A 24333-nucleotide genomic window follows, 5' to 3' on the forward strand; every position below is an offset into this window, starting at 1 on the left:
GAATGCGCCCGTGATCACGGGCATCTCAATCCTATCCGCGCCCCTGCTGTCGATCAGCCCCACCCGATCACGGGGTGGGGAACGCCTGCCCGCCCTGCTCGGCGAGTGCCTCGGCCACGATCTCGATGTAGTCGCGCATCATCGTTTCGGGCATCTCCGTCAGCATCCCGTCCCAGTACGACAGGACGGCACCGCGGCCCTGCATCATCCCCGCCGGGCGCGCGAAAGCCCACAGGTGCAGGTGCGCGGATCCGTCGTTCCAGCGCGAGAAATGGCACCGCGCCACGGATGGGATCGTCTTGACCGCCTGGGAGATCCGCTGCATCAGCGGTCCGAGCCCGGCGAGCATCTCGACCGGGGCATCCTCGAGCAGCCAGTGCTCGCGCGGCGATATCGCTCCGATGAACGGCAGTCCTCCGGTCTCCCAGCCGCCTCGCACCTGCCAGTGCTCGTCGTGCCAGATCGTGTGCTCGCTCGGCCGGCAGGAGTGGCAGTCATTCGGGTCGAGCTCGCCGCCGCGCGGCTTCTCCGGCACGAGGAACGGTTCGAGCGGGCGCATGGTAACGCTCGCGTACGCGTTGGCCGGCCCGCGCGTGACCCACGATCCGTCGGGAACATCCCCGACCTTCTGCAGGCGGTGCCATTCCGTATCAGCCGGATGCTGTGCGAGATCTTCGTCGAGGGTCATCCGACCATGAAAGCAGAGGCGCTCACTCGGTGAACAGGTACCCGCGCTTCACGTAGAAGCCCGCGACGCGCAGACCGCGACCGAGCAGCTCCTCCATCTCGCCGCGCAGACGCATGCGCCACTCGTGGGCGGCATCCGGATCCGTCTCGCGCATCGCCTCGACATCCGAGGGGATCTCGAGAGTCGCGACGACCACCTCATCCGCCGGCGGCTTCGCGATGTCGGCGAGCGCCCACTCGACGTCGAGTCGGTCGCTCTCGTCGCCGGCATCCCCTCCGCCGAAGATGCCGTAGTTGTTCACGGAGTAGCCGGTCACCCGTGCGCCGAGCACGGTGAGGAAGAAGTGCGCGTTGCGCGCGACCAGCGGATCGAATGTCCAGGTGATGCCGCCGACGTCACGGGAGAACGCCCACTGGCGCTGATGCTCCTTGAGCTCGCGGCCCCAACCGCGCCCACGGTACTCGGGCAGCAACGCGGTGATGTGGGAGTGCATTCGGCGCCGTGCCGGCACACCGAAGAACGCGATGGATGCCCCGACCATGCGCTCCTGACCGCCCTCGTCGTCGAAGAGGCCGACCACGTAGTTGCCGGACTGCTGCAGCGCGCGCAGCGTGCCCGCGTCGATGACGCGCTCGGGTCCGCGGATGGAGTCCAGCAGGCTCTGCGCGTCGATGATGAGTTCAACGGTGTCGAGGTCACGGATGGTTCGCACGAACCCAGTCTGCCCCTCCCACGTCCATCTGCGGAATCGACCGATAGCCTTGACGAGTGGATGACAGGGATGAGAGAGCCAGAAAGCGACTCTCCCGCAACCCCAACCGGGCAGCCACCGTCGCCGTGCTCGCCTTCGCAGGTCTCGCGTCGTCGTTCATGTTCACGCTGGTCGTCCCGCTCCAGGCCGAGCTGCCGACGCTGCTGAACGCGTCTCGCGAAGACACCACCTGGGTCGTCACGATCACGCTGCTCGTCGCAGCGATCGCGACGCCGATCTCCGGTCGCCTCGGCGACATGTACGGCAAGCGGCGCATCGTCGTCGCGCTGATGATCATGCTCATCGTGGGATCGGTGATCGCCGCACTGTCGACCTCGATCGTCGGCGTGATCATCGGACGGGCGCTCCAGGGCGGGGTCACGGGGGTCATTCCGCTCGGCATCGCGATCATGCGCGACATCCTGCCCTCGAAGCACCTCGGCACCGCGGTCGCACTCATGAGCGCGACGATGGGTGTCGGCGGAGCGCTCGGGATGCCGCTGGCCGCCTACCTCGCCCTGAACGCCGACTGGCACTCGCTGTTCTGGCTCGCCGCCGGACTCGGGGTTGCCGGTCTCGTACTCGTCTTCCTGTTCGTCCCGGAGGACGTGCTGCTCTCCCCCGGCCGACTCGACGTGCTCGGAGCCATCGGGCTCGCGATCGGCCTGACGGGCCTCCTACTCTACGTCTCGCGCGGCGCTGAGTGGGGCTGGACGTCGCCGCTCGGCCTCAGCCTCGTGATCGGCGGTGTGCTGGTGCTGCTGCTGTGGGGCTGGTACCAGTTGCGCACGAAGGATCCACTGCTCGACCTGCGCGTCGCCGCCCGCCCTGCCGTGCTGCTGACGAACATCGCCGCGATCGGAATGGGCTTCGCCCTGTTCTCCTCCAACGTCACCTTCCCGCAGATGCTCGAGCTGCCGGTCGAGACCGGGTCCGGCTTCGGGCTCGACATGATCACCGCGGCGTTCATCGTGATGCCGGCGGGCCTCGTCATGATGGTGATCTCACCGCTGTCCGGCTGGCTGGAGCGGACCATCGGCCCGCGGCCACTGTTCACGGCAGGGTCCGCTGCGATTGTCCTGGCCTACGGCTACGTGCTCATCTGGTCGTCGGAGTGGATCCACATCCTCATCGCCAACGCGATCATCGGCGTCGGCATCGGCTTCACGTTCGCGGCCATGCCAATGATCATCATGCGCTCAGTGCCGTCGAACGAGACCGGCGCCTCGAACGGACTGAACGCCCTGTTCCGCTCGGTGGGAACGTCGAGCGCATCGGCCGTCATGGGCGGAGTGCTCGCCTCGATGAGCATCGACGTCGACGGCGTCGCCGTGCCCACCCACGAGGCCTTCCAGGTCTGCTTCTGGCTCGCGATCGCTGCCGGCCTCATCGCCCTGGTGCTGTCGCTGTTCATCCCGAGGATCCGCCCGTTCGAACGGCATCCCTCGCTTCCCAGCTGACCACCCTGAGCGTCAGAAGGTGAAGCCGTCGGGGTCGCCGGGTTGCGGCGGCCGGAGCCGGTGCGGCAGCGGCCACGAGAGCTCGATCGGCTCGGATGCCGGGCGGGTGAGGTCGCCGTAGTCCTCGGCCTTCACGACGATGCGGCCCGGGATGCCGTCATGATCGGGCGTGACTTCGACGATGCGGACGCGGGTCGGACGGCCCGCATCCTCCAGCATCCACGGTTCGGCGAGCCATGCGAGCCCGTGCGCCTCGAGCGCTTCCTCCGCGACGAGCCAGTCCACGGCATCCGACACGGTGCGCCCGAGGATGTCGACGGCGGTCCAGTCGCTCCCGGCGGGGCGGATCCAGCCGAGCAGTTCGCCATCATCACGGCGGTGCGGGGTCCAGTCGTCCATGCGACGAGAGTACCCGCACCGCGTGCGCGGGTCAGACGCTGTGCGTCGGTCAGGCGCGGACGGCGAAGCCGCCGGTCCACCCGATCTGCTCGCGAACGGCGAGCACCATCTGCAGGAAGCCGAGGGCCTCGAGCTCACGCGCGCGCTTGAGCGCACCGGCATCCGCGACCTTCAGTCCGCCAGCGGTGACCACGTCGGCGAGGAGCTTCTTCGCGGCATCGTCGTCACCGGCGATCTGCACGACGGTCGGTTCGCCGCCGAGCTCGCCCGCGGCGAGCGTCGCGGCGAAGTTGGTGTTGAAGGCCTTGACGACCTTGGCTGCCGGGACGAGAGCTGCCAGCTCGGCGGCCGCGGAGGAGTCGGTGGGCACGACGAGGCCGTCGAACGTGGCGAAGTCGACCGGGTTGGTGATGTCGACGACGGTCTTGCCGGTGAGCTGGGTCCCGTAGGTGTTCGCGATCTCTGCGAGTGCAGGGTACGGCACGGCGAGGACGACGATCTCACCCGTGATCGCGTCGCCGACGACGCCGGCGCTCGCGCCGATGGATGCCGCGGCAGTCCCGGCCTTCTCGAGGTCGCGCGCCAGGATCTGCACGGCGGAGCCGCCCTTCGCGGCGATGCCGGCGATGGCCTGCCCCATGTTTCCGGTTCCGATGACGGTGATCGCAGTCATGTGTGATGCCTTTCGTTGAATCTTTGTGAGCCGTCGCACTTGGTTGCTTCGGCAACTAAAGATTCAAACGCGCTTGTCTCGACAACTATTCCCGACAGAATGGGGAGCATGGCCGTATCGATCGCTCGCATGACGCCGCAGCAGTCCCGCGCATGGCTGGCGCTGATCAGCACTGCTGAGCTGCTGCCCGCGGCACTGGACGCGCAGCTGCAGCGCGACGCCTCGATGACGCACTACGAGTTCATCCTGCTGAGCGCCCTGCAGCGCAGCGGCGCCCTGCGCCTGAGCGACCTCGCCGCCGCGACCAACGCCACGCTCCCCCGCACGTCCAAGGTCGTCAGCCGGCTGCAGCAGCGCGGGCTCGTGACGCGTCAGGAGAGCGAGCAGGATCGGCGCAGCGTGCTGCTCGAGCTCACGAAGCAGGGAAGGCGTCAGCTCGTGCTCGCGACCCCCGACCATTTCGACACGGCGCACCGGCTCGTGCTCGACCGACTGACACCCGAGCAGCTCGACCAGCTCGCTGACGCGCTGGAGCCCGTCGTCCAGGCCCTCGACCCGCAGCGGCGGTTCGGGCCGTTCTAGTGCCGGGCCGGCTTCGACTCGCTCCGCTCGCTCAGCCCGTTTCGTCGCCGTCGCTTCGCGACTCCGCTCAACGACCCGCATGACGATGTCCACGGAGGAACGAACGGGCGGAGATGCCGCGGGGCGTTGAGCGAGCGCAGCGAGACGAAACGGGTTGAGCGAGCGCAGCGAGACGAAACGGGTTGAGCGACGAGCGGAGCGAGGAGTCGAAACCTCCTCGGTCCGTCCTAGTGCGTGTACTCCATGAGCTCGACGCCGAGCACGCGGAAGGCGTCGTGGGCGCGGAGGCGATGTGCGATCGACAGGTCGTCGAAGCAGACGATCATCGAGTACGCGACGCCCGCGCGGGGCCCTGCGAGCACACCGGCCTCGGCCCGCACGCCGCGATCCTGCCCCGTCTTGTTGATGAACAGCAGCCCGTGTGCGTCATGGTCGTGCGCGAAAGGGTCGAGCCCCGTGGATGCCGCCACCAGGCTCAGATCGTGATTGAGGCTCAGCCACTCCGACACCTGTGCGCTCACCGCGGCATCCACCGCTTTGGAGTTCACCAGGGCGGAGAAGAGGCCGGCCAGCTCGCGGGCGGTGCCCACGGCGACGTGCGGGGCGTCATCCGGTCCGCGCACATCGCGGAACCTGTCGAGCACAGCGGTGTGCTTCAGCCCGAGGGCCTCGATGCGCTGACGGACGCGGTCGAGTCCGACCTGCTCGAGCAGGATGTTGACGGCGAGCGGGTCGCCGACGGACGCGGCCAGCACGGCGAGGTCGCTCAGCGGTAGCGCGGGTGCGCGCAGGCTTCGCCAGATACCGGAGGTCGTGACGGCATCCGTCGAGGCGCGATCGACGATCTCGAGCGGGTCGAGAGTCCCCGACTCGAACCCCGCGGCCACCTCGATCAGCAGTGGCACGACGCCGAGCCCTGCGACCGGCAGCGTCACGTGATCGTCGCCGGCGAGCACCTGCGACCCGGTGTCGAGGTCGATCACGTGCACCGAGACCTGGGCACCGGCATCCGCCAGCTCTTCCAGCGCGCGCATGGTCGCCACGAAAGAACGCCGCCCCACGGCGGCTCGGCGCGGCAGTCGACGCCTGCTGCGCTGCGATCTGCGCATCATCGCAGGCTCGGGGGGAGTGCCCACGCGAGTTCCTTCCGAGAAGGTCGAAGAGACGCCGATGGCCAGCGCCACCGGCGGCACTGGCCATCGTAACCCCGCCCACCGACGGCGGGTCAAGGATTGCCGGTAACGGTCACCAGATCGTCACGCGCTGGTCGCCCGGCAGGTGCAGCGCGTCGTCCTCGGTCACCCCGAACGCCTCGTAGAAGGCGTCGATGTTGCGGACGATCTGGTTGCAGCGGAACTCGTTCGGCGAGTGCGGGTCGATCGTCAGCAGGCGGATCGTCTCGGCTTCGCGGCTCTTCTGCTGCCACACCTGCGCCCAGCTCAGCAGCAGCCGCTGCACGCCGGTGAGGCCGTCGATGACCGGCGCCTCGGCTCCCCCGAGCGAGAGCTCGTAGGCCTTCAGCGCGATCCCGAGGCCGCCGAGGTCGCCGATGTTCTCACCGATCGTGAGAGCGCCGTTGACGCGGTTCTCATCGGCGAGGCCTTCCGGCACGAGTGCATCGTATTGAGCGATGAGCGCCTTCGTCCGCTCCTCGAAGGCTGCGCGGTCGGCATCCGTCCACCAGTCGTCGAGCTTGCCGGTGCCGTCGTAGCGGCTGCCCTGGTCGTCGAAGCCGTGACCGATCTCGTGACCGATGACCGCGCCGATCCCGCCGTAGTTCGCCGCCGCGTCGCGGCCGGCGTCGAAGAACGGGTACTGCAGGATCGCGGCGGGAAAGACGATCTCGTTCATCGAGGGGTTGTAGTACGCGTTGACCATCTGCGGCGGCATGTGCCACTCGTTGCGGTCGATGGGCTTGCCGATCTTGTCGACGTTGCGGTCGTGCTCGAAGATGTTCGCGCGGCGGACGTTGCCGAAGATGTCCGCGGGGTCGATCTCGAGGGTCGAGTAGTCGCGCCACACCTCGGGATGACCGATCTTCGGGGTGAACGCGTCGAGCTTGGCGAGCGCACGCTCACGCGTCTCCGGGCTCATCCATTCCAGCGTCGTGATGCTCTGCCGGTACGCCTCGATGAGGTTGGCGACCAGCTCGTCCATCGAGGCCTTCGCCGTCGGCGGATAGTGCCGCTCGACGTAGACCTTGCCGATCGCCTCGCCCAGCGCGCCCTCAGTGACCGAGACGCCGCGCTTCCAGCGCTCACGGATCGTAGGGACGCCGGTGAGCTCGGTGCCGTAGAACGAGAAGTTCTCCTGCACGATGTCGTCCGTGAGGAACGGAGCCGCGGCGTGCACGACCTGTGCGCGCAGCCACGCCTTCCAGTCATCGAGCCGCCCCGCGACGAGCAGCGTCCCGAGACCCTCGAAGGCGCTCGGCTGGCTGACGACGACCTCGGCGAAGGCATCCGGGTTCGTGGGCCCCGCGGCATCTCGCCATGGCGCGAGATCGACACCGACGAGCGTCTGGAAGTCGTCCCACGACTTGAGGTTGTAGGTCTTGACGGCGTCGCGGCTGGCGACGTTGTCCCAGTGGTGTGCGGCGATCTCGGTCTCGAGGGCGAAGGAGCGCTCGGCGTCCCCTGCGGCATCCGCGACACCGGCGAGCGTGAGCAGACGCTCGAGGTGGGCGCGGTACGCGGCGCGGGTGCCCTCGAAGCTGTCGAGGCGATAGTAGCTCTCGTCGGGCAGCGAGAGGCCGGACTGCACGAGGACGGGGACGTACCGCTCGGGATCGCCGGGGTCGCCGTCGATATAGAGGCCGATCAGGTGGGCGCGACCGTCGCGCTCGTACGCGCCGGCCACGGCGAGCAGGGCCGGGATGCCGTCGATGGCGTCGATCTCGGCGAGGGTCTCCTGCAGCGGCTCGATCCCCGCGGCGTCGATGCGCTCGGTGTCCATGAAGCTGGTGAAGAGGTCGCCGATCTTGCGTTCGAGCGTGCCGATCTCGGCATCCTGGGATTCCTCGATGATCGTGCGCACGTCCTTCTCGGCCTGCTCGGCGAGCATGTGGAAGGATCCCCAGCGCGCCTTGTCACCGGGGATCTCGGTGCGCTCGAGCCAGGCGCCGTTGACGTGACGGTACAGGTCGTCCTGGGGGCGGATGTCGGAGCTGAACTCTTCGGTCGAAAGACCGGCGGGAAGAACATCAGTCATGACGCCAGCCTATTCGCGGGTCGGGCGGGCGGCGTCACTGCGCGTCCGCGACGCTGTATGAGTTGTGTCGGTCAGCGCGGCACCAGAACCGGCACAAGTCATACAGCCTGGGGATCACGGGCGACGGCGGAACAGACCACGGCGCGGCGGCGGAGCGGGTTCCTGCCGTGCGGGCGCCGGACCGGCTGCGCGCCGCTCTTGCCACGCCGCGATCTCGGCATCCACATCTCGCGTCTTCGTGACGACCGGCGGCCCGCCCATCAGCTGGCGACGGGCTGCGATGACGCGGCGATTGAAGTCCTCGAGGACCTCGCGTACGTCGCCCTCCCGCCCGAGCCGGTCGAGGTTCGCGTCGAGCTCGCGGTCCTCGGTGCGCAGCAGGATCGCGGGTGGACCGAGCCCGGTGAGGTTCTCGGTCTCGATCTTGCGACGGATCCACCAGTCCGGATCGTGGTGCGTCCCGAGCCCCTCGAGCGGCTTGCCCGCGCCCGGCAGATCATCGAACTCGCCGCGCCGCATCGCGACCTGGATCGCACTCTCCACGAACTGGTGCTTGTTCTCGGCGGTGAGCTGCATCGGAGCCGGTTCGGTCTCGGCATCCGGCTCACCGTCCTGCCGCGCCCGGTAACGAGCCGCGGCGTCTCGAGGATCAGTCATCGTCCACCTCCGGATGCCGGTACGCTCAGCCTACGCGCGCCGGCTCGACGCCGGGCGCGACCGATGCGGGATGCTTTCGGTCGGTTTCCGACGCTCGAGACCGACCGAAAGCATCCAGCATCACGACACGCCGACGTCCGACGGCACGCCATAGGCTCGTGGGATGACCGCGCGCCCCGTGACCCTGAATCGGGAGATCCTGCGCCTGGCGGTCCCGGCCCTCGGCGCGCTGGTCGCAGAGCCTGCGTTCCTGATGGTGGATGCCGCGCTCGTCGGCCACCTCGGCACCGTGCCGCTCGCGGGGCTCGGCATCGCGAGCGCTGTGCTGCAGACGATTGTCGGTCTGATGATCTTCCTCGCCTACTCGACCACGCCTGCCGTCGCCCGCCGCTTCGGCGCGGGAGACCACAAGGATGCCGTCTCGGTCGGCATCGACGGCATGTGGCTGGCGCTCGGCCTCGGCGCTGTGCTCGCCATGGCCGGAGCGATGTCGTCGGGGTGGCTGGTCTCGCTGTTCGGCGCCCCCGATGATGTCGCAGCGCAAGCCGATACGTACCTGATGATCAGCATGTGGGGACTGCCCGCCATGCTCATCGTCTTCGCCGCGACCGGGCTGCTGCGCGGCATGCAGGACACCGTGACGCCGCTGTGGATCGCGGGCCTCGGGTTCGGCGCGAACGCGCTGCTGAACGTCCTGTTCATCTATGGTCTCGGCTGGGGCATCGCCGGTTCCGCCGCAGGCACGATCACCGCCCAGTGGGGCATGGTCGCCGCCTACGTGATCATCGTCGGACGACTGGCCCGCAAGCACTCGGCATCGCTGCGGCCGCAGCGCGACGGCGTCCGCGGATCCGCCCGCGCCGGCGGGTGGCTGTTCCTGCGCACGGTCAGTCTGCGTGCGGCCTTGCTGATCACGGTCGGTGTGGCCACCGGCATCGGAACCGACGAGCTCGCCGGCTGGCAGGTGGTGTTCACGATCTTCTCGGCCGCGGCGTTCGCCCTGGATGCTCTCGCCATCGCCGCGCAGGCGCTCATCGGCAAGGGCCTGGGCGCGGGTGACATCGTCGGAGTGAGGCACGTGCTGGCTCGCACCGTCGCCTGGGGCACCTGGTTCGGCGTGATCGTCGGCGTCGTGATCGGGGCGCTGTCCGGCGTCATCGGCCTGGCATTCACCGGCGACCCCGACCTCGCCGCGCTCATCCAGCCGGCACTCATCGTTCTCGCCGTCGCGCAGCCGATCGCGGGCATCGTCTTCGTTCTCGACGGGGTGCTCATGGGTTCCGGCGATGTGCGATATCTGGCGATCGCAGGCGCGCTCAACCTCGTGCCGTTCCTGCCCGCACTGCTGATCATCGCGCTGGTCGGCGCGAACGGCGTCGCCGGAGTCACTTGGCTCGCCGTGGCATTCTTCGGCGTGTACCTGCTCGCCCGATTCGCGACCCTCGGCTGGCGCGTGAAGACCGGCGGGTGGCTGCGCCAGGACGCGTAGGGTCAGGCGTGCCTTCGGCACCACTCGTACATGATCACGGCGCCCGCGGCGCTGGCGTTGATCGAGCGGGTCGAGCCGTACTGCGTGATCTCGATATGACCGGATGCCACGGTGATCGCCTCTTCGGTCAGCCCGGGCCCCTCCTGACCGAACAGCAGCACGCAGCGCTCGGGCAGATCAGCCTTGTCGACGGGGACGGCGCCGTCGACGTTGTCGACCGCGATGATCGGGATGCCTTCTGCGGCGGCCCACGCGGCGAATGAGGCGACGTCCTCGTGGTGCACGACGTGCTGGTAGCGATCGGTGACCATGGCCCCGCGCTTGTTCCAGCGTCGACGGCCGATGATGTGCACGGTGTCGGCGAGGAACGCGTTGGCGCTGCGCACGATCGAGCCGATGTTCATGTCGTGCTGCCAGTTCTCGATCGCGACGTGGAACGGATGGCGCTTCGTGTCGAGGTCGGCGACGATCGCCTCCATCCGCCAGTAGCGGTAGCGATCGATCACGTTGCGGGTGTCGCCGTGCTCGAGCAGCTCGGGGTCGTAGTGGTCGCCCTCGGGCCATTCGCCCTCCCAGGGTCCCAGGCCGTGGGTGCTGCGCTCGGGGGTCTCGGTCACTGTCTCAGCGTAGCCTCGCCCGTCGGCGCCCCCGCTTGCCGTCCGCGCCCCCAGGTATAGGCGTCGCCAGCCGGGGGCACGGACGGTAACGGGGGGCGGGGTTCGAGGAGCACGGCCGCCCCGCTGGGCGGGACAGCCGCGGGTAGTCTGGAGCCGTGGCATCCCCGGCAGCTGACGACTACCTGAAGACGGTGTACGCGCACACCGAGTGGCAGGACGCCCCGATCACGCCGTCGGTTCTCGCCGCCAAGCTCGGCATCGCACCGTCGAGCGTGACCGAGATGGTCAAGAAGCTCGCGGCCGCAGGCCTCGTCTCGCACGTGCCGTACGGCGCGGTGCGTCTCACGGCAGAGGGCGAGGCGCGGGCGCTGCAGATGGTGCGGCGGCACCGGCTGATCGAGACCTGGCTGGTGCAGGAGTTCGGCTATGCCTGGGACGAGGTGCACGACGAGGCCGAGATCCTTGAGCACACCATCAGCGACCGCCTGCTGGGGGGCATCGACGCCCGCCTCGGCCACCCCCGTTTCGACCCGCACGGCGATGCGATCCCGGATGCGTCCGGTGAGGTCGTGCGCGAGCCGTTCGTGCTGCTCGCCTCAGCCACGGCGGGCCACGAGGGACGCGTGCTGAGGGTCAGCGACGTCGACCCGGAGCTGCTGCGGGCACTCGACGCGCTGGGCCTGGCGGTCTCGTCCGGGGTGCGCGTGACCGCCGAGGGCATCGAGCTCGACGGCGCGCCGGTCATCCTTCCGGACGGTGCCGCCGACGTCGTGTGGCTCAGCGCGTAGCATCCGCGGTCGACGCCGGCTCCGACCAATAGGCTGAGCACATGGCACATCGCGATGACATCGAATGCTGGCTCACCGACATGGATGGTGTGCTCGTCCATGAGAACGAGGCCATCCCCGGGGCCTCCGAGCTGCTCGCGGGGTGGGAGGCGAACGGCATCCCGTATCTCGTGCTGACGAACAACTCGATCTTCACCGCGCGCGACCTGTCCGCGCGCCTCCGCGCGAGTGGGCTGAACGTTCCCGAGGAGCGTATCTGGACCTCGGCCCTGGCCACCGCGGACTTCCTCAAGCAGCAGGTACCGGGCGGCTCGGCGTTCGTCATCGGCGAAGCAGGCATCCTCACCGCCCTGCACGATGCCGGTTTCGTGATGACCGAGACGAACCCCGACTTCGTGGTGGTCGGCGAGACGCGCACGTACTCCTTCGAGGCGATCACCAGGGCGATCCGCCTGATCAACAGGGGCGCGCGCTTCATCATCACCAACCCGGATGCCACCGGCCCGAGCGTCGACGGCGTGCTGCCCGCGACCGGCGCTGTCGCGGCGCTCATCACCAAGGCCACCGGACGCGAGCCGTACGTGGTCGGCAAGCCGAACCCGATGATGTTCCGCTCGGCACTGAACAAGATCGGCGCCCACTCGAAGAAGACCGGCATGATCGGCGACCGCATGGACACCGACATCGTCGCCGGCATCGAGGCGGGCCTGCACACGGTGCTCGTGCTCACCGGCATCAGCGATCAGCGCGAGATCGAGAAGTACCCGTTCCGGCCGGATGAGATCGTCGACTCGGTCGCCGACCTGCTGCCCACCATCACCGGGACCATCAAGACAGTCTGAAGCTGATGGGCGTTCTCGACGACGGCGAGCGGATCACGCTGGCGGATGCCGCGGCCTGGCGCGCCTGGCTCGAAGAGCATCACGCGACCGCCGCAGGTGTGTGGGTGATGAACGTGCGCGGCGCGGGAGCCGGTTCGTCACTCGAGTACGAGGATTCCGTCCGGCAGGCGCTGTGCTTCGGATGGATCGACGGGCCGGTGCGCACGTTCCCGGAGGGCAACGGGCAGTGGTTCTCGCCGCGGCGGCCGTCAAGCGGCTGGGCTGCGACCAACAAGGCTCGACTGGCCCTGCTCGAGGAGGCGGGGATGCTGGCGCCGGCCGGCATCCGCGCGATCGAGGTCGCGAAGGCCAACGGCACCTGGGAGATGCTCGACGGCCCTGAGGCCGGGATCGAGCCGCACGAGCTCAGCGCGGCATTGGATGCCGTCCCTGCCGCGCGCGCGAACTGGGACGCCTTCCCGAAGTCGGTGAAGAAGCTTGGCCTGACGCTTATCGCGACGGCGAAGCGGCCGGAGACGAGGTCGGCCCGCATCGCGAAGGTCGTCGCGGATGCCGCGGACGGAAAGCGCCCATGAATCAGAGCGATCTGCTGTTCCTCGTGATGATCCTCATCGGTCTGTCGACCCTGACGATCATCATCTGGCAGTTCGTGGGATCCCGCCGCCGCGGCGGTCGCGGTGACGACCGCTCGGGCAACTGGTGGGAAGGCCCCTGGGACGACGACAAGCGCTGAGCGGCCGCCTGCGGGGCGCTCGCGCTGACCCGGGGAGGTGTCGCTTCGTGTCGCTTCGGCGCACCCCGAGCGACACTCTCGGCCACCTGCCCGATCTACGCTCGGTCAGCGTGCGGAATGCCTCGGCTCAGCGTGCGGTGAGCACCAGGCTGCGCAGCTCGGCGACGGGCTCGGGCATCCGCAGCGGACCGGCACCCGGGGTGATCGTGCCGAGGATGCGCGGTTCGCGCGCACCGGTGCCGCCGGGGACGACGGCGGCCACGCCGTGCATCGTGCACCAGCCGATCAGCGCGAACAGGATCGCCTCTTTCGCATCGGCCGAGGCGCCGAGCTCGTCGGCCAAGACGACTTCGGTACCGGGGAGCGCGGCGCGCAGCCCGTCCATGATCAGCGGGTTGTGGCATCCGCCGCCCGACACGGCGAGGAAGCCGACGCCGGCGTTCCGAACGTCCTGCGCGACGGTGCGAACGGTGAGCTCGGTGAGCGTGCGCACCAGGTCGGCCACCGGGATGTCGCGACCGAGTGCGGCGACGCGCTCGCGCACGTAGTCGAGGTGGAAGTGCTCCTTGCCCGTGCTCTTGGGGGCGGCGAGCGCGTAGTACGGGTCGGCCAGCAGCTCGCCCAGCAGCTCGTCGTCGACGGTGCCGGCCAGTGCGATGCGGGCATCCTCGTCGTAGCCGAGCGGGTTGAGTCCGTACGCCGCGATGACCGCGTCGACGAGCGCGTTCGCCGGGCCGATGTCGTACGCCGACAGTCCATCCCCGACGATCGTGATGTTGGCGATGCCGCCGAGGTTCAGCGCGGCCGAAACGCCCGCGCGCCCGCGCAGCAGCAACTCGTCGAGGAACGACACCAGCGGGGCGCCGTGGCCGCCCGCGGTGATGTCGCGGATCCGCACATCCGAGACGACCGGGGCGCCGACCGCCTCGGCGATCCAGGCCGGCTGCCCGATCTGGAGCGTGCCGCGGGCGTGATCGCCCTCGACCCAGTGGAAGACGGTCTGGCCGTGCGTGCTGACCGCGTCGACGCCGCCGACGGATGCCGCGACATCCCGCGCGACGTCCGCGAACGCCTGACCGATCAGGGTGTCGAGCTCGCACACCTCGGCGAGCGTCGTCGGTGCGGGCGGGAGCGCGGCGACCAGGCGGGCGCGCAGCGCAGGCGCGTAGGGCACGCTGTCCGAGTGCAGCACCACGCCGCGCAGCATCCCGTCCTGCTCGATGAAGTCGACGACGGTGACGTCGATCCCGTCATGAGAGGTGCCGGAGAGCAGACCGAGTACGCGCATCACTCGAGCCTACGATGCCCCGATCCGCGGACACCTTCACGATCTGCGGACGTTCTGGCCGGATTCGTCCGCAGATCGGTACAACCTCAGCAGATCGGGGGCACCAGATCGGCCGGCTACCGCAGCACGAACGCGGCGGCGCCGATGAGCGGGCCCTCGTCGCCGAGCCCCGAGCGCACCACGCGCGCCGCGCGAGAGTAGTCGTGCGCGGCGGATGCCGTCAGCGCCGCCTGCACGAGGTCGATGTAGTCGTCCGACACTCGGGAGAAGCCTCCGCCGATCGCGATCACGTCGAGGTCGACGAGGGTCGCGGCATCCGCCAGCGCCTCTCCCACCGCACGCGCCGAGCGCTCGATCGCGGCGCGGGCGATCGCGTCGCCGGCTGCGGCATCCCGGGCCAAGTCCTCGCCGGTCGCTCCCGTCCAACCCCGCGACTGCGCCCACGAGGCGCTCGCCGGTCCGGATGCGATCTCCTCGAGCGTCAGCCCGCCCTCGCGGCGCATCTGCCCGAGGTGGCCGGCGTTCCCCGAAGCCCCGGGGACGTACCGGCCGTCGACGACGAACCCGCCGCCGACGCCGGTCGAGACGACGATCGACAGCGATGCCCGCGCCTCTCGCGTGGCGCCCAGCCAGGATTCGGCGAGCGCGAGCGCACCGCCGTCGTGCCCGAAGACGGTGCGGATGTCGCGGCCGAGAACGTCGGATGCCGCGGAGCGGACAGCATCCGCCAGTCCGTACCCGCGGGCGAGGGGCATGTTGACCGGCAGGATCGTGCCGGTGTCGCGATCGACGGGACCCGCGCTGCCGACTCCGGCGCCGACGAGCTCGGCCTCAGCAGGAAGGGCGGCGAGCGCGTGCGCGACGACGGCGCGGATCGCGGCATCCATCGACGTCGGCGTCGCCTCGCGACCCGTCGCCTGCCTGCTGCGGCTGCCGGAGACGAGCGTCCCGTCGGCGCCGACCAGCGCCGCTTCGAGCTTGGTGCCGCCGACGTCGACGGCGAGCGCGTAGCGGCTCACTGCGGATCGAGTCCGAGGTCGTCCAGGTCGAAGGCGGCGAGCCACTGGAGCCCCTCGGCCTCGATGGCTGCCTGCGCGCCGGTCTTGCGGTCGACGATCACGGCGACGGCGACGATCTCTGCGCCCTCGCGGCGCAGCGCCTCGACGGCCTTGAGCGCGGACTGTCCGGTGGTGGAGGTGTCCTCCAGCACCACGACGCGCTTGCCCGCGACATCTGCGCCCTCGATCTGCCGGCCGCGGCCGTGGTCCTTGGGCTCCTTGCGGACCACGAACGCGTCCAGGGCACGATCGGTGGCGACCGAGGCGTGCATGACGGAGTTGGCGATCGGGTCGGCGCCGAGGGTGAGTCCGCCGACCGCGACGACGTCGAGCCCGCCGATCAGGTCGAGCATGATGCGGCCGATCGCGGGAGCAGCGCGGTGGTCGAGGGTGAGCTTGCGCATGTCGACGTAGTATGTCGCCTTCTTGCCGCTCGAGAGGGTGAAGTCGCCGTGGAACACCGCCTCATCCTTTATCAGGGCGAGCAGGGATCGGCGGTCGGCGTCGAGAGTCACGGCATCCAGTGTAGGGCGCGCCGCCGGTGGTCACGCATGGCCGTTTCGCCTATCGTGGCGATGGATCCGTAACGCAGGGAGGCCCATGTTCTCGTACGACCCCTATGCCGAATTGGCCGCGCTCCGCGACTTCGCTCCTCTCGAACTGACCAGCCCCGACTTCGAACCCGGCGGCCCGCTGCCGCTGTTCGCCTGGGCGACTGAACGCGGCGGTGAGGATCGCTCACCCGCACTGCAGTGGTCGCAGCCGCCGGCGGGCACGAAGAGCATCGCGATCTCTTGCTTCGATCCGGATGCACCGACCGGATCCGGGTTCTGGCACTGGGCGGTCTTCAACCTGCCGGCGAGCACCACGACGCTCGCCAGCGGCATCGGCGACCTCGCCGCGCTCCCGCCGGGCGCGACGGTGTTGCCGAACGAGTCCCGCACCGAGCGCTTCATCGGTGCGGCGCCGCCCGAGGGCACCGGCGTGCACCGCTACTTCTTCGTCGTCGACGCGCTCGACGTCGACGCCCTCGAGATCGCGCCCGGCTCCACGCCGGCGGTGCTCGGCTTCAACCGGCACTTCCACTCGATCGCCCGCGGCATCCTGATGGGGACGGCGGATCCGGCCGAGCGCTGACGTCGTAGGTCGCCCGTAGGCTGGACGCATGCGTCTGGCCACCTGGAACATCAACTCGATTCGCACCCGCGTCTCCCGCGCCGTCGACTTCGCCGTACGTGAGGACATCGACGTGCTCGCGCTGCAGGAGATCAAATGCACGCCCGAGCAGTTCCCGTACGCACCGTTCGAAGAGGCGGGCTATCACGTCGAGGCGCACGGCCTGAATCAGTGGAACGGCGTCGCGATCGCCAGCAGGCTGCCGATCACCGATGTCGAGACGTCGTTCGCGGGGATGCCGGGCTTCGCGAAGGGGCATGAGGGCCCGGATGCTCCGCTCGAGGCCCGCGCGATCGGCGCGACGATCGACGGCGTCAAGGTGTGGAGTCTCTACGTGCCCAACGGCCGTTCGCTGGGCGACCCGCACTATCTGTACAAGCTGCACTGGCTCGATGAGCTGCGTCAGGCGACGGCCGCCGAGTTGCGGGCGAATCCCGACCTGCCGCTCGCCCTGGTCGGCGACTTCAACATCATCCCGCTGCCCGAGGACAATGGCGATCCGGCCATCGTCGAGGGCGTCTCGACGCACGTGTCGCCGCAGGAGCGCGCCGCGTTCTTCGCCCTCGAGACCGCCGGTGTCATCGACGTCGTGCGCCCGCTGATCCCCGACGGGTTCACGTACTGGGACTACCAGCGCCTGAAATTCCCCCGCAACGAGGGGATAAGAATCGACTTCATCCTCGGTTCGCGCGCGCTGGCGGATGCCGTGACCGGAGCATCCATCCACCGGAACGAGCGCAAGGGCGAGCAGCCCAGCGATCACGTCCCGGTGGTCGTCGACCTCGACTTCGGCGGCGCCGACGAAGATGACGACATGCCGATGATCTTCGCCTGAGCGCGGTGGCGGCCGGCCGTCTTCTCAGCTGTCCTCAGACGTGGACACGCCCGCGCGACAGGAGCAGTCCACCGGCCACGAGCATCATCGCCGCGAACACCATGATCAGCACAGGCGTCTCGCTGCCCGTCGCAGCCAGAGAGCCTGTGCTCGCAGTGCCCTCGACTGGACGCTCCACCGGATCGACGGGAGCGGCCGGTGCCGCTGGAGTCCCCAACGAGAAGTCGATTCCCGCTCGAACCTCAGTCCCCGCGACCGTGATGGGCGTTGCCTCCGCAGCGGTGGTGACGTGGTCGAAGTACTGGACCCCCAGGTCGGCTTGGGTCTCCTGGGGGATCGCTGAAGCGCGAACGATGTATGTCCCCGCCGGGACGTAGAGCGTGTACGTGCCGCTGGTGTTCGCGTACGCCATCGCGAGGAAGACGCCGTTCTGGTCGTAGGCCTCGACGAACCGGTCATAGACGGCAGCGTCGCCGGTGTCGATGGTGCCGGTGATCAGGGCACTTGGCGCGAGCACGGCGTCGATGCCGACCAACTGATCCTCCTCGGCCACGGTGATCGGCACTGCGTCCACCTCCGCGCGCGCGTCCGGCCAGTACTCGCTGAGCGCAGCGTCCTCGTAACTGACGAAGTGCAACGTGTACGTCCCCGGCGCAAGAGAGATCGTGTACGACCCGTCCGCACCGATGTCCACACTGTCGCTGTATCCGCCGGCGTCAGTCACCGAGACGACGCCCACCGCGGGCGCGCCATCGGAGGCACGCGTCACGGTTCCACTGATGCTCGATGCTGCGGCCGCGAGCGTGACGGCACCGGTCTCGGCGGCGGGATCCTGCTCCTCGACCACGACCTCGTCCCCGATGCTTTCGTCGAGTGCACCCGTGGGCGCGGCGTCGGCCGGCCCATCCTCTGCATGCTCCGCCTCCTCCGACACCCCCTCCGGCGCAACCGCCTCCGTCGTCTCGACCGGCGCAGTCGGGGATTCCTCCGCAGCGTTCGCCGCAGCAGCTCCCGTCATGATCATGACTGCCACTGCCAGTCCCGCAAAATACGCGCGCGCCACAGCGCGCGACCGCGATCGCACCATCGTCACCCTCGGATCTCATCGGACACTCGGCGGCCTTGCCGATGCCCGTTCCCCCTGCTCCAAGCGGTGCATTAGGTATGAATCTAGCGCCCGAACGGGCTCGCGAGGAAGCGCCGGCTTGGGGCTGTGAAGTCACGACTCCATCGTGCCGGTGCGGACGGCGCCGGCCGCTGGCGCGTAGCGCAGACTCACCGCGCCGTTGTCGCCGGCCTCGACCCCGAGCAGCGTCAGATTTCCCGGAGCGAGCCCGTCCGGGAAGACCTTCTTCCCCTGTCCGAGCACCAGCGGGTACACCCAGAGCTGCAGCACGTCGAACAGCTGAGCGTCCAGCAGCGTGTGCACGAAGTCGATGCTGCCGATCACGTGCACGTCCTGATGATGAGCACGCAGCCACTGCATCTCGGCATCCAGATCGTCGCCGATGCGCGTCGATCCCTGCCAGTCGAGCGGGATACCGGGGTTCCGGGATGCCACGTACTTCGGAACCCGGTCGAACAGCTGTCCGATCCACCCCTCCGGCCCGGTCGTGTGCTGCGGCCAGTACCCGGCGAAGATGTCGTAGGTGCGGCGCCCGAGCAGCAGCGGTGGACATGCCCTCCATGACCCACCTTCCGACCGCATCGTCGGGCACTCCGGCCTGCCAGCCACCGAACGGGAACCGCCCCGAGGTGTCCTCCTCGGGTGCGCCCGGTGCCTGCGCCACGCCGTCGAGCGTGGTGAAGAGGTCGATGATGATGCGACCGCTCATGATGCTTCGCCCTGTTCGGCCATGAAGGAGTCGGGCCCCGTGGGGAGATGGACGAAGATCTTCGTGGACATGCGGATGGACCTCCTTGTCGCGGTTGTGCTTCCCAGGGTGCGCCTGTTCACGCCCGATGTCGATGGGTTCTCGGGCCCGAATCCCCCGCAGGGCGGATGCCGTGGCATCCGAGCCCCCGTACCGTTGAGGCATGTCCGCTACTTCCCGTGCGCTGACGCCGCGTCAGCGTCAGGCCGATGCGCTGCTGGCCGTCGTCGTGTTCCTCACCGGCATCATCAGCGCCGCGCTGTCGGCGATCTCGGAGATCTACGGCGACGAGCAGGCGCCGCTCTGGCAGGCCCTGATCTACCTGGCGATCATCTCGGCACCGCTCGCCTTCCGCCGGGTCTGGCCCGCACCGGTCGCGATCATCGTCTCCGTCGCCTACTTCGTCTCGGTCACACTGCACCTCCCCGAGATCTACGCGGGGAACATCGCGGTGTTCATCTCGCTGTACACGGTCGGCGCCTGGATGGCGAACCGCCGTGCCGCCATGGTTGTGCGCGCGGCGATCATCGCCGGCATGTTCATCTGGCTGCTGTTCACGATGTACCGCGACGCCGTCGACGCCGCTCGCGAGGAGGACGTCATCGCGGGCGCGATGTCGCCGTACCTGGCGTTCATGCTGCTGAACCTGCTGATCAACGTGCTCTACTTCGCGGGTGCGTACTACTTCGGCGAGCATGCCTGGAACGCTGCCATGCAGCGCCAGGCCCTCGAGCAGCGCACCGCCGATCTCGAGCGCGAGCGCGAGGTCACCGCTGCGCAGGCCGTCGCGCTGGACAGGGTGCGCATCGCCCGTGAGCTGCACGATGTCGTCGCGCACCATGTATCGGTGATGGGCGTGCAGGCGGGTGCCGCGCGGATGGTGATCGACCAGGATTCTGCGAAATCGAAGGATCTGCTCGGCGGCATCGAGACATCCGCGCGAGAGGCGATCAGCGAGCTGCGGCATCTGCTCGAGACGCTGCGCGCGTCCGGCGCCGACGGCGAGGATGCGCCCTCCACCGTCGGGCTGGCCGACATCGCGGCGCTCGTCGACGCGTCAAACGCCGCGGGGCTGCACACCGAGTTCTCCGTCGTGGGCGATGAGCGGCCCGTCCCCTCGGTCGTGCAGGTGAACCTGTACCGGATCGCACAGGAATCGCTCACGAACGCGCGGCGTCATGCGGGTGCCGCCGCCACGGTGGACCTGCGCCTGCGCTACACGGATGACGACATCGAGCTCGAGGTCGTCAACACCGGCCGTCGCGTGCTCGCGCCGCGTCCGGGTATGGGCCAGCTCGGTATGCGTGAGCGCGTCCTCGCCTCCGGCGGCACGCTCGAATCGGGGCCGCGTGAACAGGGCGGCTGGCGGGTTCGCGCGCGGATCCCGCTCGTCGATTCCGCAGACCTCATCGGGGCGTCCGCATGACCGCTCCGATCCGCGTGCTCCTCGTCGACGACCACTCGATGCTGCGCGCCGGGTTCCGGACGATCCTTGACAGCCAGGCCGACATGACGGTGATCGGCGAGGCCGCGACGGGCGCCGAGGCGGTGGTGCAGGCATCCGCTCTGCGACCCGACGTGATCAGCATGGACGTGCAGATGCCCGACATGGACGGCATCGAGGCGACCCGCCGGATCGTCTCCGACGCGGACGTGCACGCCGCGATCGCGATCGTGACGACCTTCGACCGCGACGACTACCTGTTCAGCGCCCTGGATGCCGGCGCCAGCGGGTTCCTTCTCAAGAACAGCAGTCCGGAGGATCTCGTCGCGGCGGTCCGCGTGCTCGCCGCGGGCGACGGGATGCTGGCGCCGGAGGTGACCAGGCGGGTCGTGCAGCGCTATGCGGCGGGAGCGCCGGGCGCTGAGAGTGCGGCCACGGCATCCGCCCCGCTGGCGCTCGCGGATCCCTTCACCGATCGTGAAGCCGAGGTGTTGGCGCTGATGGCGGAGGCGATGAGCAATGCGGAGATCGCAGCGGCGCTGTTCATCGGCGAGGCGACGGTGAAGACGCACGTGTCGCGGATCCTGCAGAAGCTCGGCGCGCGCGACCGCGTGCAGGCCGTGGTGCTCGCGTTGCGGGGCGGGCTCGCGTAGGCCCCGGTGAAAGGAGGAAAGTGGTCGGCATCCAACCGAGAACCGACCACTCTCCTCCTTTCGAGCCTTGGGCTTACGCGTTCAGGAGCTCCGCGGAGTGCTGCACGCGCGAGATGAGGCCGTTGAACGCCTCGAGGTAACCGACGAGGAAACCGGCCGTCGAGTCGTCCGTGACCTGGCCGTCCTCGGTGAACAGACCCGGGCGGTCCTGGATGAAGCCCTCCGGCTGACCCATGGTGATCGCGTTGAAGTGGCCGAGAATGGCGCGCAGGTGCTGCTGGGCGGCCGCAGTGGCGACGCCAGAGCCCGAGGTGCCGATGACGGCGGTGGGCTTGCCGAAGAACGACATCTCACCGTAGGGGCGGGTCGACCAGTCGAGTGCGTTCTTCAGGACGCCCGGGATGGAGCGGCTGTACTCGGGAGTGAGGATGATGACGCCGTCGACGTCGGCGATCGCCTTCTTGAAGTCGAGGGCGACCTGCGGGAAGTCGGCGTCGAAATCGGGCGAATAGAAGGGCAGGTCCTTGATCGGGATCTCGACGAGCTCCGTACCCTCAGGTGCAAGGTTCGCCAGCACGCGCGCGAGGCGGCGGTTGATGGAGGTGCTGGAGATGCTGCCGACGATGTATCCGATGGTGCGGGTCACAGGGAGATTCCTTCTGTTCGGGCTCAGGGCGAGCCGGGGATGTTCCGTGGGTGCAACGACCACCCGAGGGATTCTATTCCGGTGAATGTAGGAGGATTCTGAGCGCTCCACCAAGAGGCGGAGGGCGAAGATCCGCCCTGTGGGGGATGCCGCGCCCCTGGCTCGCTCCATAGCGTGGAGTCATGGGACGAACTGAGCGAAGGAGCGAGTCGAAGTGACTTCAGGAACACTGCAGCTGACCGGCGTCATGAAGAGCTACGGCTCTCGGCGCGTGCTCGACGACATCACCTTTCCGGTCCACGCCGGCCGGCTGACGGGGTTCGTGGGCGGCAACGGCGCCGGCAAGACGACCACGATGCGCATAATCCTCGGCCTGCTCGTCTCCGACGGCGGCTCGGTCACGCTCGGCGGCACCGCGCTCACCGGCGACGCCCGCCGCCAGTTCGGCTACATGCCCGAGGAGCGCGGCCTGTACCCGAAGATGAAGGTGCTCGAGCAGGTCGTGTACTTCGCGCGGCTGCATGGCTTCTCCAAGGCGGATGCCACGGCGAAGGCCACGGCTCTGCTCACCGAACTCGGGCTCGAGGAGCGACTGAACGACAACATCGAGGCGCTCTCGCTCGGCAATCAGCAGCGCGCGCAGATCGCGGCATCCCTCGTGCATGAGCCGGAGGTGCTCATCCTCGACGAGCCGTTCTCGGGCCTGGACCCGCTCGCCGTCGAAACGGTCGCCGGCGTACTCCAGGAACGGGCGTCGCGCGGCGTCTCCGTGCTGTTCTCGTCGCACCAGCTCGACGTCGTCGAGCGCCTCTGCGACGACCTGGTCATCATCGCGGGCGGCACGATCCGCGCCGCGGGTCCCCGCGAGGAGCTGCGCGAGCAGCACTCGGCACCGCGCTGGGAGCTCGAGGGAACGAGCGACGTCGGCTGGCTCCGCGACGAACCCGGCGTCACCGTCGTCGACTTCGAGGGCGGCAGTGCCGTGTTCGACGTCGAGGATCCCGCCACCGCGCAGCGCGTGCTCCGGCGCGCCCTGCAGGACGGCGACGTCAGCAGGTTCGGTCCGCAGCATCCCACCCTCGCCCAGATCTTCAAGGAGGTCATCCAGTGAACGCCTCATCGACCAACGCCGTCTCCACCGGCCAGGGCGTCTGGCTCGTCGCCGAACGCGAGCTGAGCACCAAGCTGCGCAGCAAGGCGTACCTGATCTCCACCGGCATCCTGCTGCTGATCGCCCTCGCCGGCGTCATCTGGGCCGGCTTCTCCTCTTCGAACACCAGCTCGACGCCCATCGCGGCGACGAGCGCGACGGCATCCGCTCTTTCGGAGGTCGACGGCTACGAGGTGACCGAGGTGACGGATCGGGATGAGGCGACCGCGCTCGTCGAATCGGGCGAGGTCGACGCCGCTGTGATCGACGACGCATCGTCCGCGACCGGCCTCGTGATCATCGCCGACGAGGAAGCGCCCCAGAGCCTGCTGATGGCACTTTCCGTGTCGCCGGAGGTCGAACTGCTCAACCCGGACGCTGCCAGCGGTCCGCTGCGCTACCTCCTCGGCATCGGCTTCGGCCTGGTGTTCATGATGGCCGCCATCACCTTCGGGTCGCCGATCTCCACCAGCGTCGTCGAGGAGAAGCAGACCCGAGTCATCGAGATTCTGCTCTCGACCATCCCGGCACGCGTGCTGCTGGCCGGCAAGGTGATCGGGAACACGATCCTCGCGATCTCGCAGATCCTCCTGCTGGTGGCTGTGGGCACCGTCGGCCTCATCGTCACAGGGCAGACCGCGCTCCTCGCCGGGCTCGGCGGTCCGGTGATCTGGTTCGCGGTGTTCTTCCTGTTCGGATTCATCCTGCTCGCGGCGATGTTCGCGGCCGCAGGATCGATGGTGTCGCGCCAGGAGGACGTCGGCGCCACTCTGACCCCGGTGATGTACCTGACGATGATCCCGTACTTCCTGGTGATCTTCTTCGGCGACAACCCGGTCGTGATGACCGTGCTCTCTTACGTGCCGTTCTCTGCCCCGGTCGGGATGCCGATCCGGCTTTTCTTCAACGAGGCGGAGTGGTGGGAGCCGCTCGCGTCGCTGGCGATCATGCTCGTCGCGTGCGTGCTGGTGATCCTGCTCGGCGCGAAGATCTACGAGAACTCGCTGCTGAAGATGGGCGCGCGGGTGAAGTTCCGCGAGGCGCTGCGGGGCTGAAGCGCCCGAATCCTCTGAGACTGCATTCCGCGGACGAGACGCACCGGATTCCGGGCGATCTCGGCCGCGGAATGCAGTTTCGTGTGGGTGGTGCCCGATTCAGCGATGGGTATTGCGCTTGGGCGTCGGGCGTGTTTCACTCCTATTACAACTTTCAGTAATCCCTGAAAGTTCATTGACGATTGAACCGGATTCCTTCTAGCGTTCTGGGAACACGGCTGCGAACCCGAGCAGCCCGTCCCCGCCGCACCGAGACGGATTCCAG

At 68.7% G+C, this 24333-nt stretch carries 27 protein-coding genes; 13 read left to right on the top strand and 14 right to left on the bottom strand.

The window, feature by feature from the left end; translation table 11 throughout:
- Positions 1-67 precede the first annotated feature (67 nt).
- Together IM776_RS14380 and IM776_RS14385 are read right to left on the bottom strand one after the other, a co-directional pair.
- Complete coding sequence (locus IM776_RS14380) at positions 68-688, bottom strand: hypothetical protein (protein ID WP_194420764.1); 621 nt, start codon at positions 686-688, stop codon at positions 68-70.
- Between the two features lie 22 nt (positions 689-710).
- Positions 711-1400: a GNAT family N-acetyltransferase gene (locus IM776_RS14385; protein ID WP_194420765.1), complete on the bottom strand. Its 690-nt coding sequence runs from the start codon at positions 1398-1400 to the stop codon at positions 711-713.
- 56 nt (positions 1401-1456) lie between these two features.
- Here IM776_RS14385 and IM776_RS14390 point away from each other — a divergent pair, with 56 nt between their 5' ends.
- Entirely contained in the window at positions 1457-2899 is a 1443-nt protein-coding gene (locus tag IM776_RS14390) for an MFS transporter (protein ID WP_228479780.1), read from the top strand.
- Between the two features lie 12 nt (positions 2900-2911).
- Here the strand turns inward: IM776_RS14390 and IM776_RS14395 are convergent, their stop codons facing one another.
- Both IM776_RS14395 and IM776_RS14400 read right to left on the bottom strand, forming a co-directional pair.
- On the bottom strand, positions 2912-3298 hold the full coding sequence (locus IM776_RS14395; RefSeq protein WP_194420766.1) for a hypothetical protein: 387 nt from the start codon (positions 3296-3298) through the stop codon (positions 2912-2914).
- Positions 3299-3347: 49 nt separating this feature from the next.
- The gene (locus IM776_RS14400; protein ID WP_194420767.1) at positions 3348-3971 is read right to left on the bottom strand and encodes an NADPH-dependent F420 reductase; all 624 of its coding nucleotides are present in this window, start codon (positions 3969-3971) and stop codon (positions 3348-3350) included.
- Between the two features lie 108 nt (positions 3972-4079).
- Between IM776_RS14400 and IM776_RS14405 the strand changes: the two genes are divergently transcribed.
- Positions 4080-4553: a MarR family winged helix-turn-helix transcriptional regulator gene (locus tag IM776_RS14405; protein ID WP_194420768.1), complete on the top strand. Its 474-nt coding sequence runs from the start codon at positions 4080-4082 to the stop codon at positions 4551-4553.
- Between the two features lie 227 nt (positions 4554-4780).
- Here the strand turns inward: IM776_RS14405 and IM776_RS14410 are convergent, their stop codons facing one another.
- The 3 genes from IM776_RS14410 to IM776_RS14420 form a co-directional block, all read right to left on the bottom strand.
- A complete protein-coding gene (locus IM776_RS14410) occupies positions 4781-5689 on the bottom strand; it encodes a serine hydrolase (RefSeq protein ID WP_422730919.1) in 909 nt (302 codons plus the stop codon).
- Positions 5690-5798: 109 nt separating this feature from the next.
- Positions 5799-7763 (bottom strand): M13 family metallopeptidase, encoded by a 1965-nt coding sequence (locus IM776_RS14415; RefSeq protein WP_194420769.1) that lies wholly within the window; start codon positions 7761-7763, stop codon positions 5799-5801.
- 114 nt (positions 7764-7877) lie between these two features.
- Positions 7878-8420 carry a DnaJ family domain-containing protein gene (locus tag IM776_RS14420; protein ID WP_194420770.1) on the bottom strand — a complete coding sequence of 181 codons (543 nt, stop codon included), beginning with the start codon at positions 8418-8420 and terminating at the stop codon, positions 7878-7880.
- Positions 8421-8583: 163 nt separating this feature from the next.
- On the opposite strand from IM776_RS14420, the gene IM776_RS14425 reads away from it, so the two are divergent.
- A complete protein-coding gene (locus tag IM776_RS14425) occupies positions 8584-9909 on the top strand; it encodes an MATE family efflux transporter (protein ID WP_194420771.1) in 1326 nt (441 codons plus the stop codon).
- 2 nt (positions 9910-9911) lie between these two features.
- On the opposite strand, the gene IM776_RS14430 is transcribed toward IM776_RS14425, so the two are convergent.
- Positions 9912-10526 carry a TrmH family RNA methyltransferase gene (locus tag IM776_RS14430; protein ID WP_194420772.1) on the bottom strand — a complete coding sequence of 205 codons (615 nt, stop codon included), beginning with the start codon at positions 10524-10526 and terminating at the stop codon, positions 9912-9914.
- 155 nt (positions 10527-10681) lie between these two features.
- Here IM776_RS14430 and IM776_RS14435 point away from each other — a divergent pair, with 155 nt between their 5' ends.
- From IM776_RS14435 to IM776_RS14450, 4 genes are read left to right on the top strand one after another with little or no spacing between them, the layout of a single operon-like run.
- Positions 10682-11314, top strand: a complete 633-nt coding sequence (locus IM776_RS14435) for a metal-dependent transcriptional regulator (RefSeq protein WP_194420773.1) — start codon at positions 10682-10684, stop codon at positions 11312-11314.
- A gap of 41 nt (positions 11315-11355) precedes the next feature.
- On the top strand, positions 11356-12156 hold the full coding sequence (locus IM776_RS14440; RefSeq protein ID WP_194420774.1) for an HAD-IIA family hydrolase: 801 nt from the start codon (positions 11356-11358) through the stop codon (positions 12154-12156).
- Between the two features lie 5 nt (positions 12157-12161).
- Complete coding sequence (locus IM776_RS14445) at positions 12162-12731, top strand: YdeI/OmpD-associated family protein (RefSeq protein WP_194420775.1); 570 nt, start codon at positions 12162-12164, stop codon at positions 12729-12731.
- Positions 12728-12889, top strand: a complete 162-nt coding sequence (locus IM776_RS14450; RefSeq protein ID WP_194420776.1) for a hypothetical protein — start codon at positions 12728-12730, stop codon at positions 12887-12889. Before IM776_RS14445 ends, IM776_RS14450 begins: the two co-directional genes overlap by 4 nt.
- 127 nt (positions 12890-13016) lie before the next feature.
- Here the strand turns inward: IM776_RS14450 and IM776_RS14455 are convergent, their stop codons facing one another.
- From IM776_RS14455 to pyrE, 3 genes are all read right to left on the bottom strand, one after another.
- Complete coding sequence (locus IM776_RS14455; protein WP_194420777.1) at positions 13017-14177, bottom strand: anhydro-N-acetylmuramic acid kinase; 1161 nt, start codon at positions 14175-14177, stop codon at positions 13017-13019.
- Positions 14178-14293: 116 nt separating this feature from the next.
- Positions 14294-15196, bottom strand: coding sequence for an ROK family protein (locus IM776_RS14460; protein WP_194420778.1), 903 nt, complete (start codon positions 15194-15196; stop codon positions 14294-14296).
- Positions 15193-15750, bottom strand: a complete 558-nt coding sequence (gene pyrE / locus IM776_RS14465; protein WP_194420779.1) for an orotate phosphoribosyltransferase — start codon at positions 15748-15750, stop codon at positions 15193-15195. Before pyrE ends, IM776_RS14460 begins: the two co-directional genes overlap by 4 nt.
- Before the next feature lie 85 nt (positions 15751-15835).
- On the opposite strand from pyrE, the gene IM776_RS14470 reads away from it, so the two are divergent.
- Entirely contained in the window at positions 15836-16372 is a 537-nt protein-coding gene (locus IM776_RS14470; protein ID WP_194420780.1) for a YbhB/YbcL family Raf kinase inhibitor-like protein, read from the top strand.
- A 28-nt stretch (positions 16373-16400) separates the two neighbouring features.
- Positions 16401-17246 (top strand): exodeoxyribonuclease III, encoded by an 846-nt coding sequence (locus tag IM776_RS14475; protein WP_194420781.1) that lies wholly within the window; start codon positions 16401-16403, stop codon positions 17244-17246.
- A 34-nt stretch (positions 17247-17280) separates the two neighbouring features.
- On the opposite strand, the gene IM776_RS14480 is transcribed toward IM776_RS14475, so the two are convergent.
- Complete coding sequence (locus tag IM776_RS14480; protein ID WP_194420782.1) at positions 17281-18264, bottom strand: DUF1416 domain-containing protein; 984 nt, start codon at positions 18262-18264, stop codon at positions 17281-17283.
- A gap of 201 nt (positions 18265-18465) precedes the next feature.
- Entirely contained in the window at positions 18466-18954 is a 489-nt protein-coding gene (locus tag IM776_RS14485) for a dihydrofolate reductase family protein (RefSeq protein ID WP_323740983.1), read from the bottom strand.
- Between the two features lie 329 nt (positions 18955-19283).
- Between IM776_RS14485 and IM776_RS14490 the strand changes: the two genes are divergently transcribed.
- Positions 19284-20546 carry a sensor histidine kinase gene (locus IM776_RS14490; RefSeq protein WP_194420784.1) on the top strand — a complete coding sequence of 421 codons (1263 nt, stop codon included), beginning with the start codon at positions 19284-19286 and terminating at the stop codon, positions 20544-20546.
- Positions 20543-21217, top strand: coding sequence for a response regulator (locus tag IM776_RS14495; RefSeq protein ID WP_194420787.1), 675 nt, complete (start codon positions 20543-20545; stop codon positions 21215-21217). The genes IM776_RS14490 and IM776_RS14495 overlap by 4 nt, the downstream gene beginning before the upstream one ends.
- Before the next feature lie 73 nt (positions 21218-21290).
- On the opposite strand, the gene IM776_RS14500 is transcribed toward IM776_RS14495, so the two are convergent.
- The gene (locus tag IM776_RS14500) at positions 21291-21863 is read right to left on the bottom strand and encodes an NADPH-dependent FMN reductase (RefSeq protein ID WP_228479781.1); all 573 of its coding nucleotides are present in this window, start codon (positions 21861-21863) and stop codon (positions 21291-21293) included.
- 247 nt (positions 21864-22110) lie between these two features.
- Between IM776_RS14500 and IM776_RS14505 the strand changes: the two genes are divergently transcribed.
- Together IM776_RS14505 and IM776_RS14510 are read left to right on the top strand one after the other, a co-directional pair.
- Complete coding sequence (locus tag IM776_RS14505; RefSeq protein ID WP_194422666.1) at positions 22111-22974, top strand: ABC transporter ATP-binding protein; 864 nt, start codon at positions 22111-22113, stop codon at positions 22972-22974.
- Positions 22971-24068: an ABC transporter permease gene (locus tag IM776_RS14510; RefSeq protein WP_194420792.1), complete on the top strand. Its 1098-nt coding sequence runs from the start codon at positions 22971-22973 to the stop codon at positions 24066-24068. The genes IM776_RS14505 and IM776_RS14510 overlap by 4 nt, the downstream gene beginning before the upstream one ends.
- Positions 24069-24333 lie beyond the last annotated feature (265 nt).

It is taken from the genome of Microbacterium abyssi, assembly GCF_015277895.1.
Lineage (GTDB): Bacteria > Actinomycetota > Actinomycetes > Actinomycetales > Microbacteriaceae > Microbacterium > Microbacterium abyssi.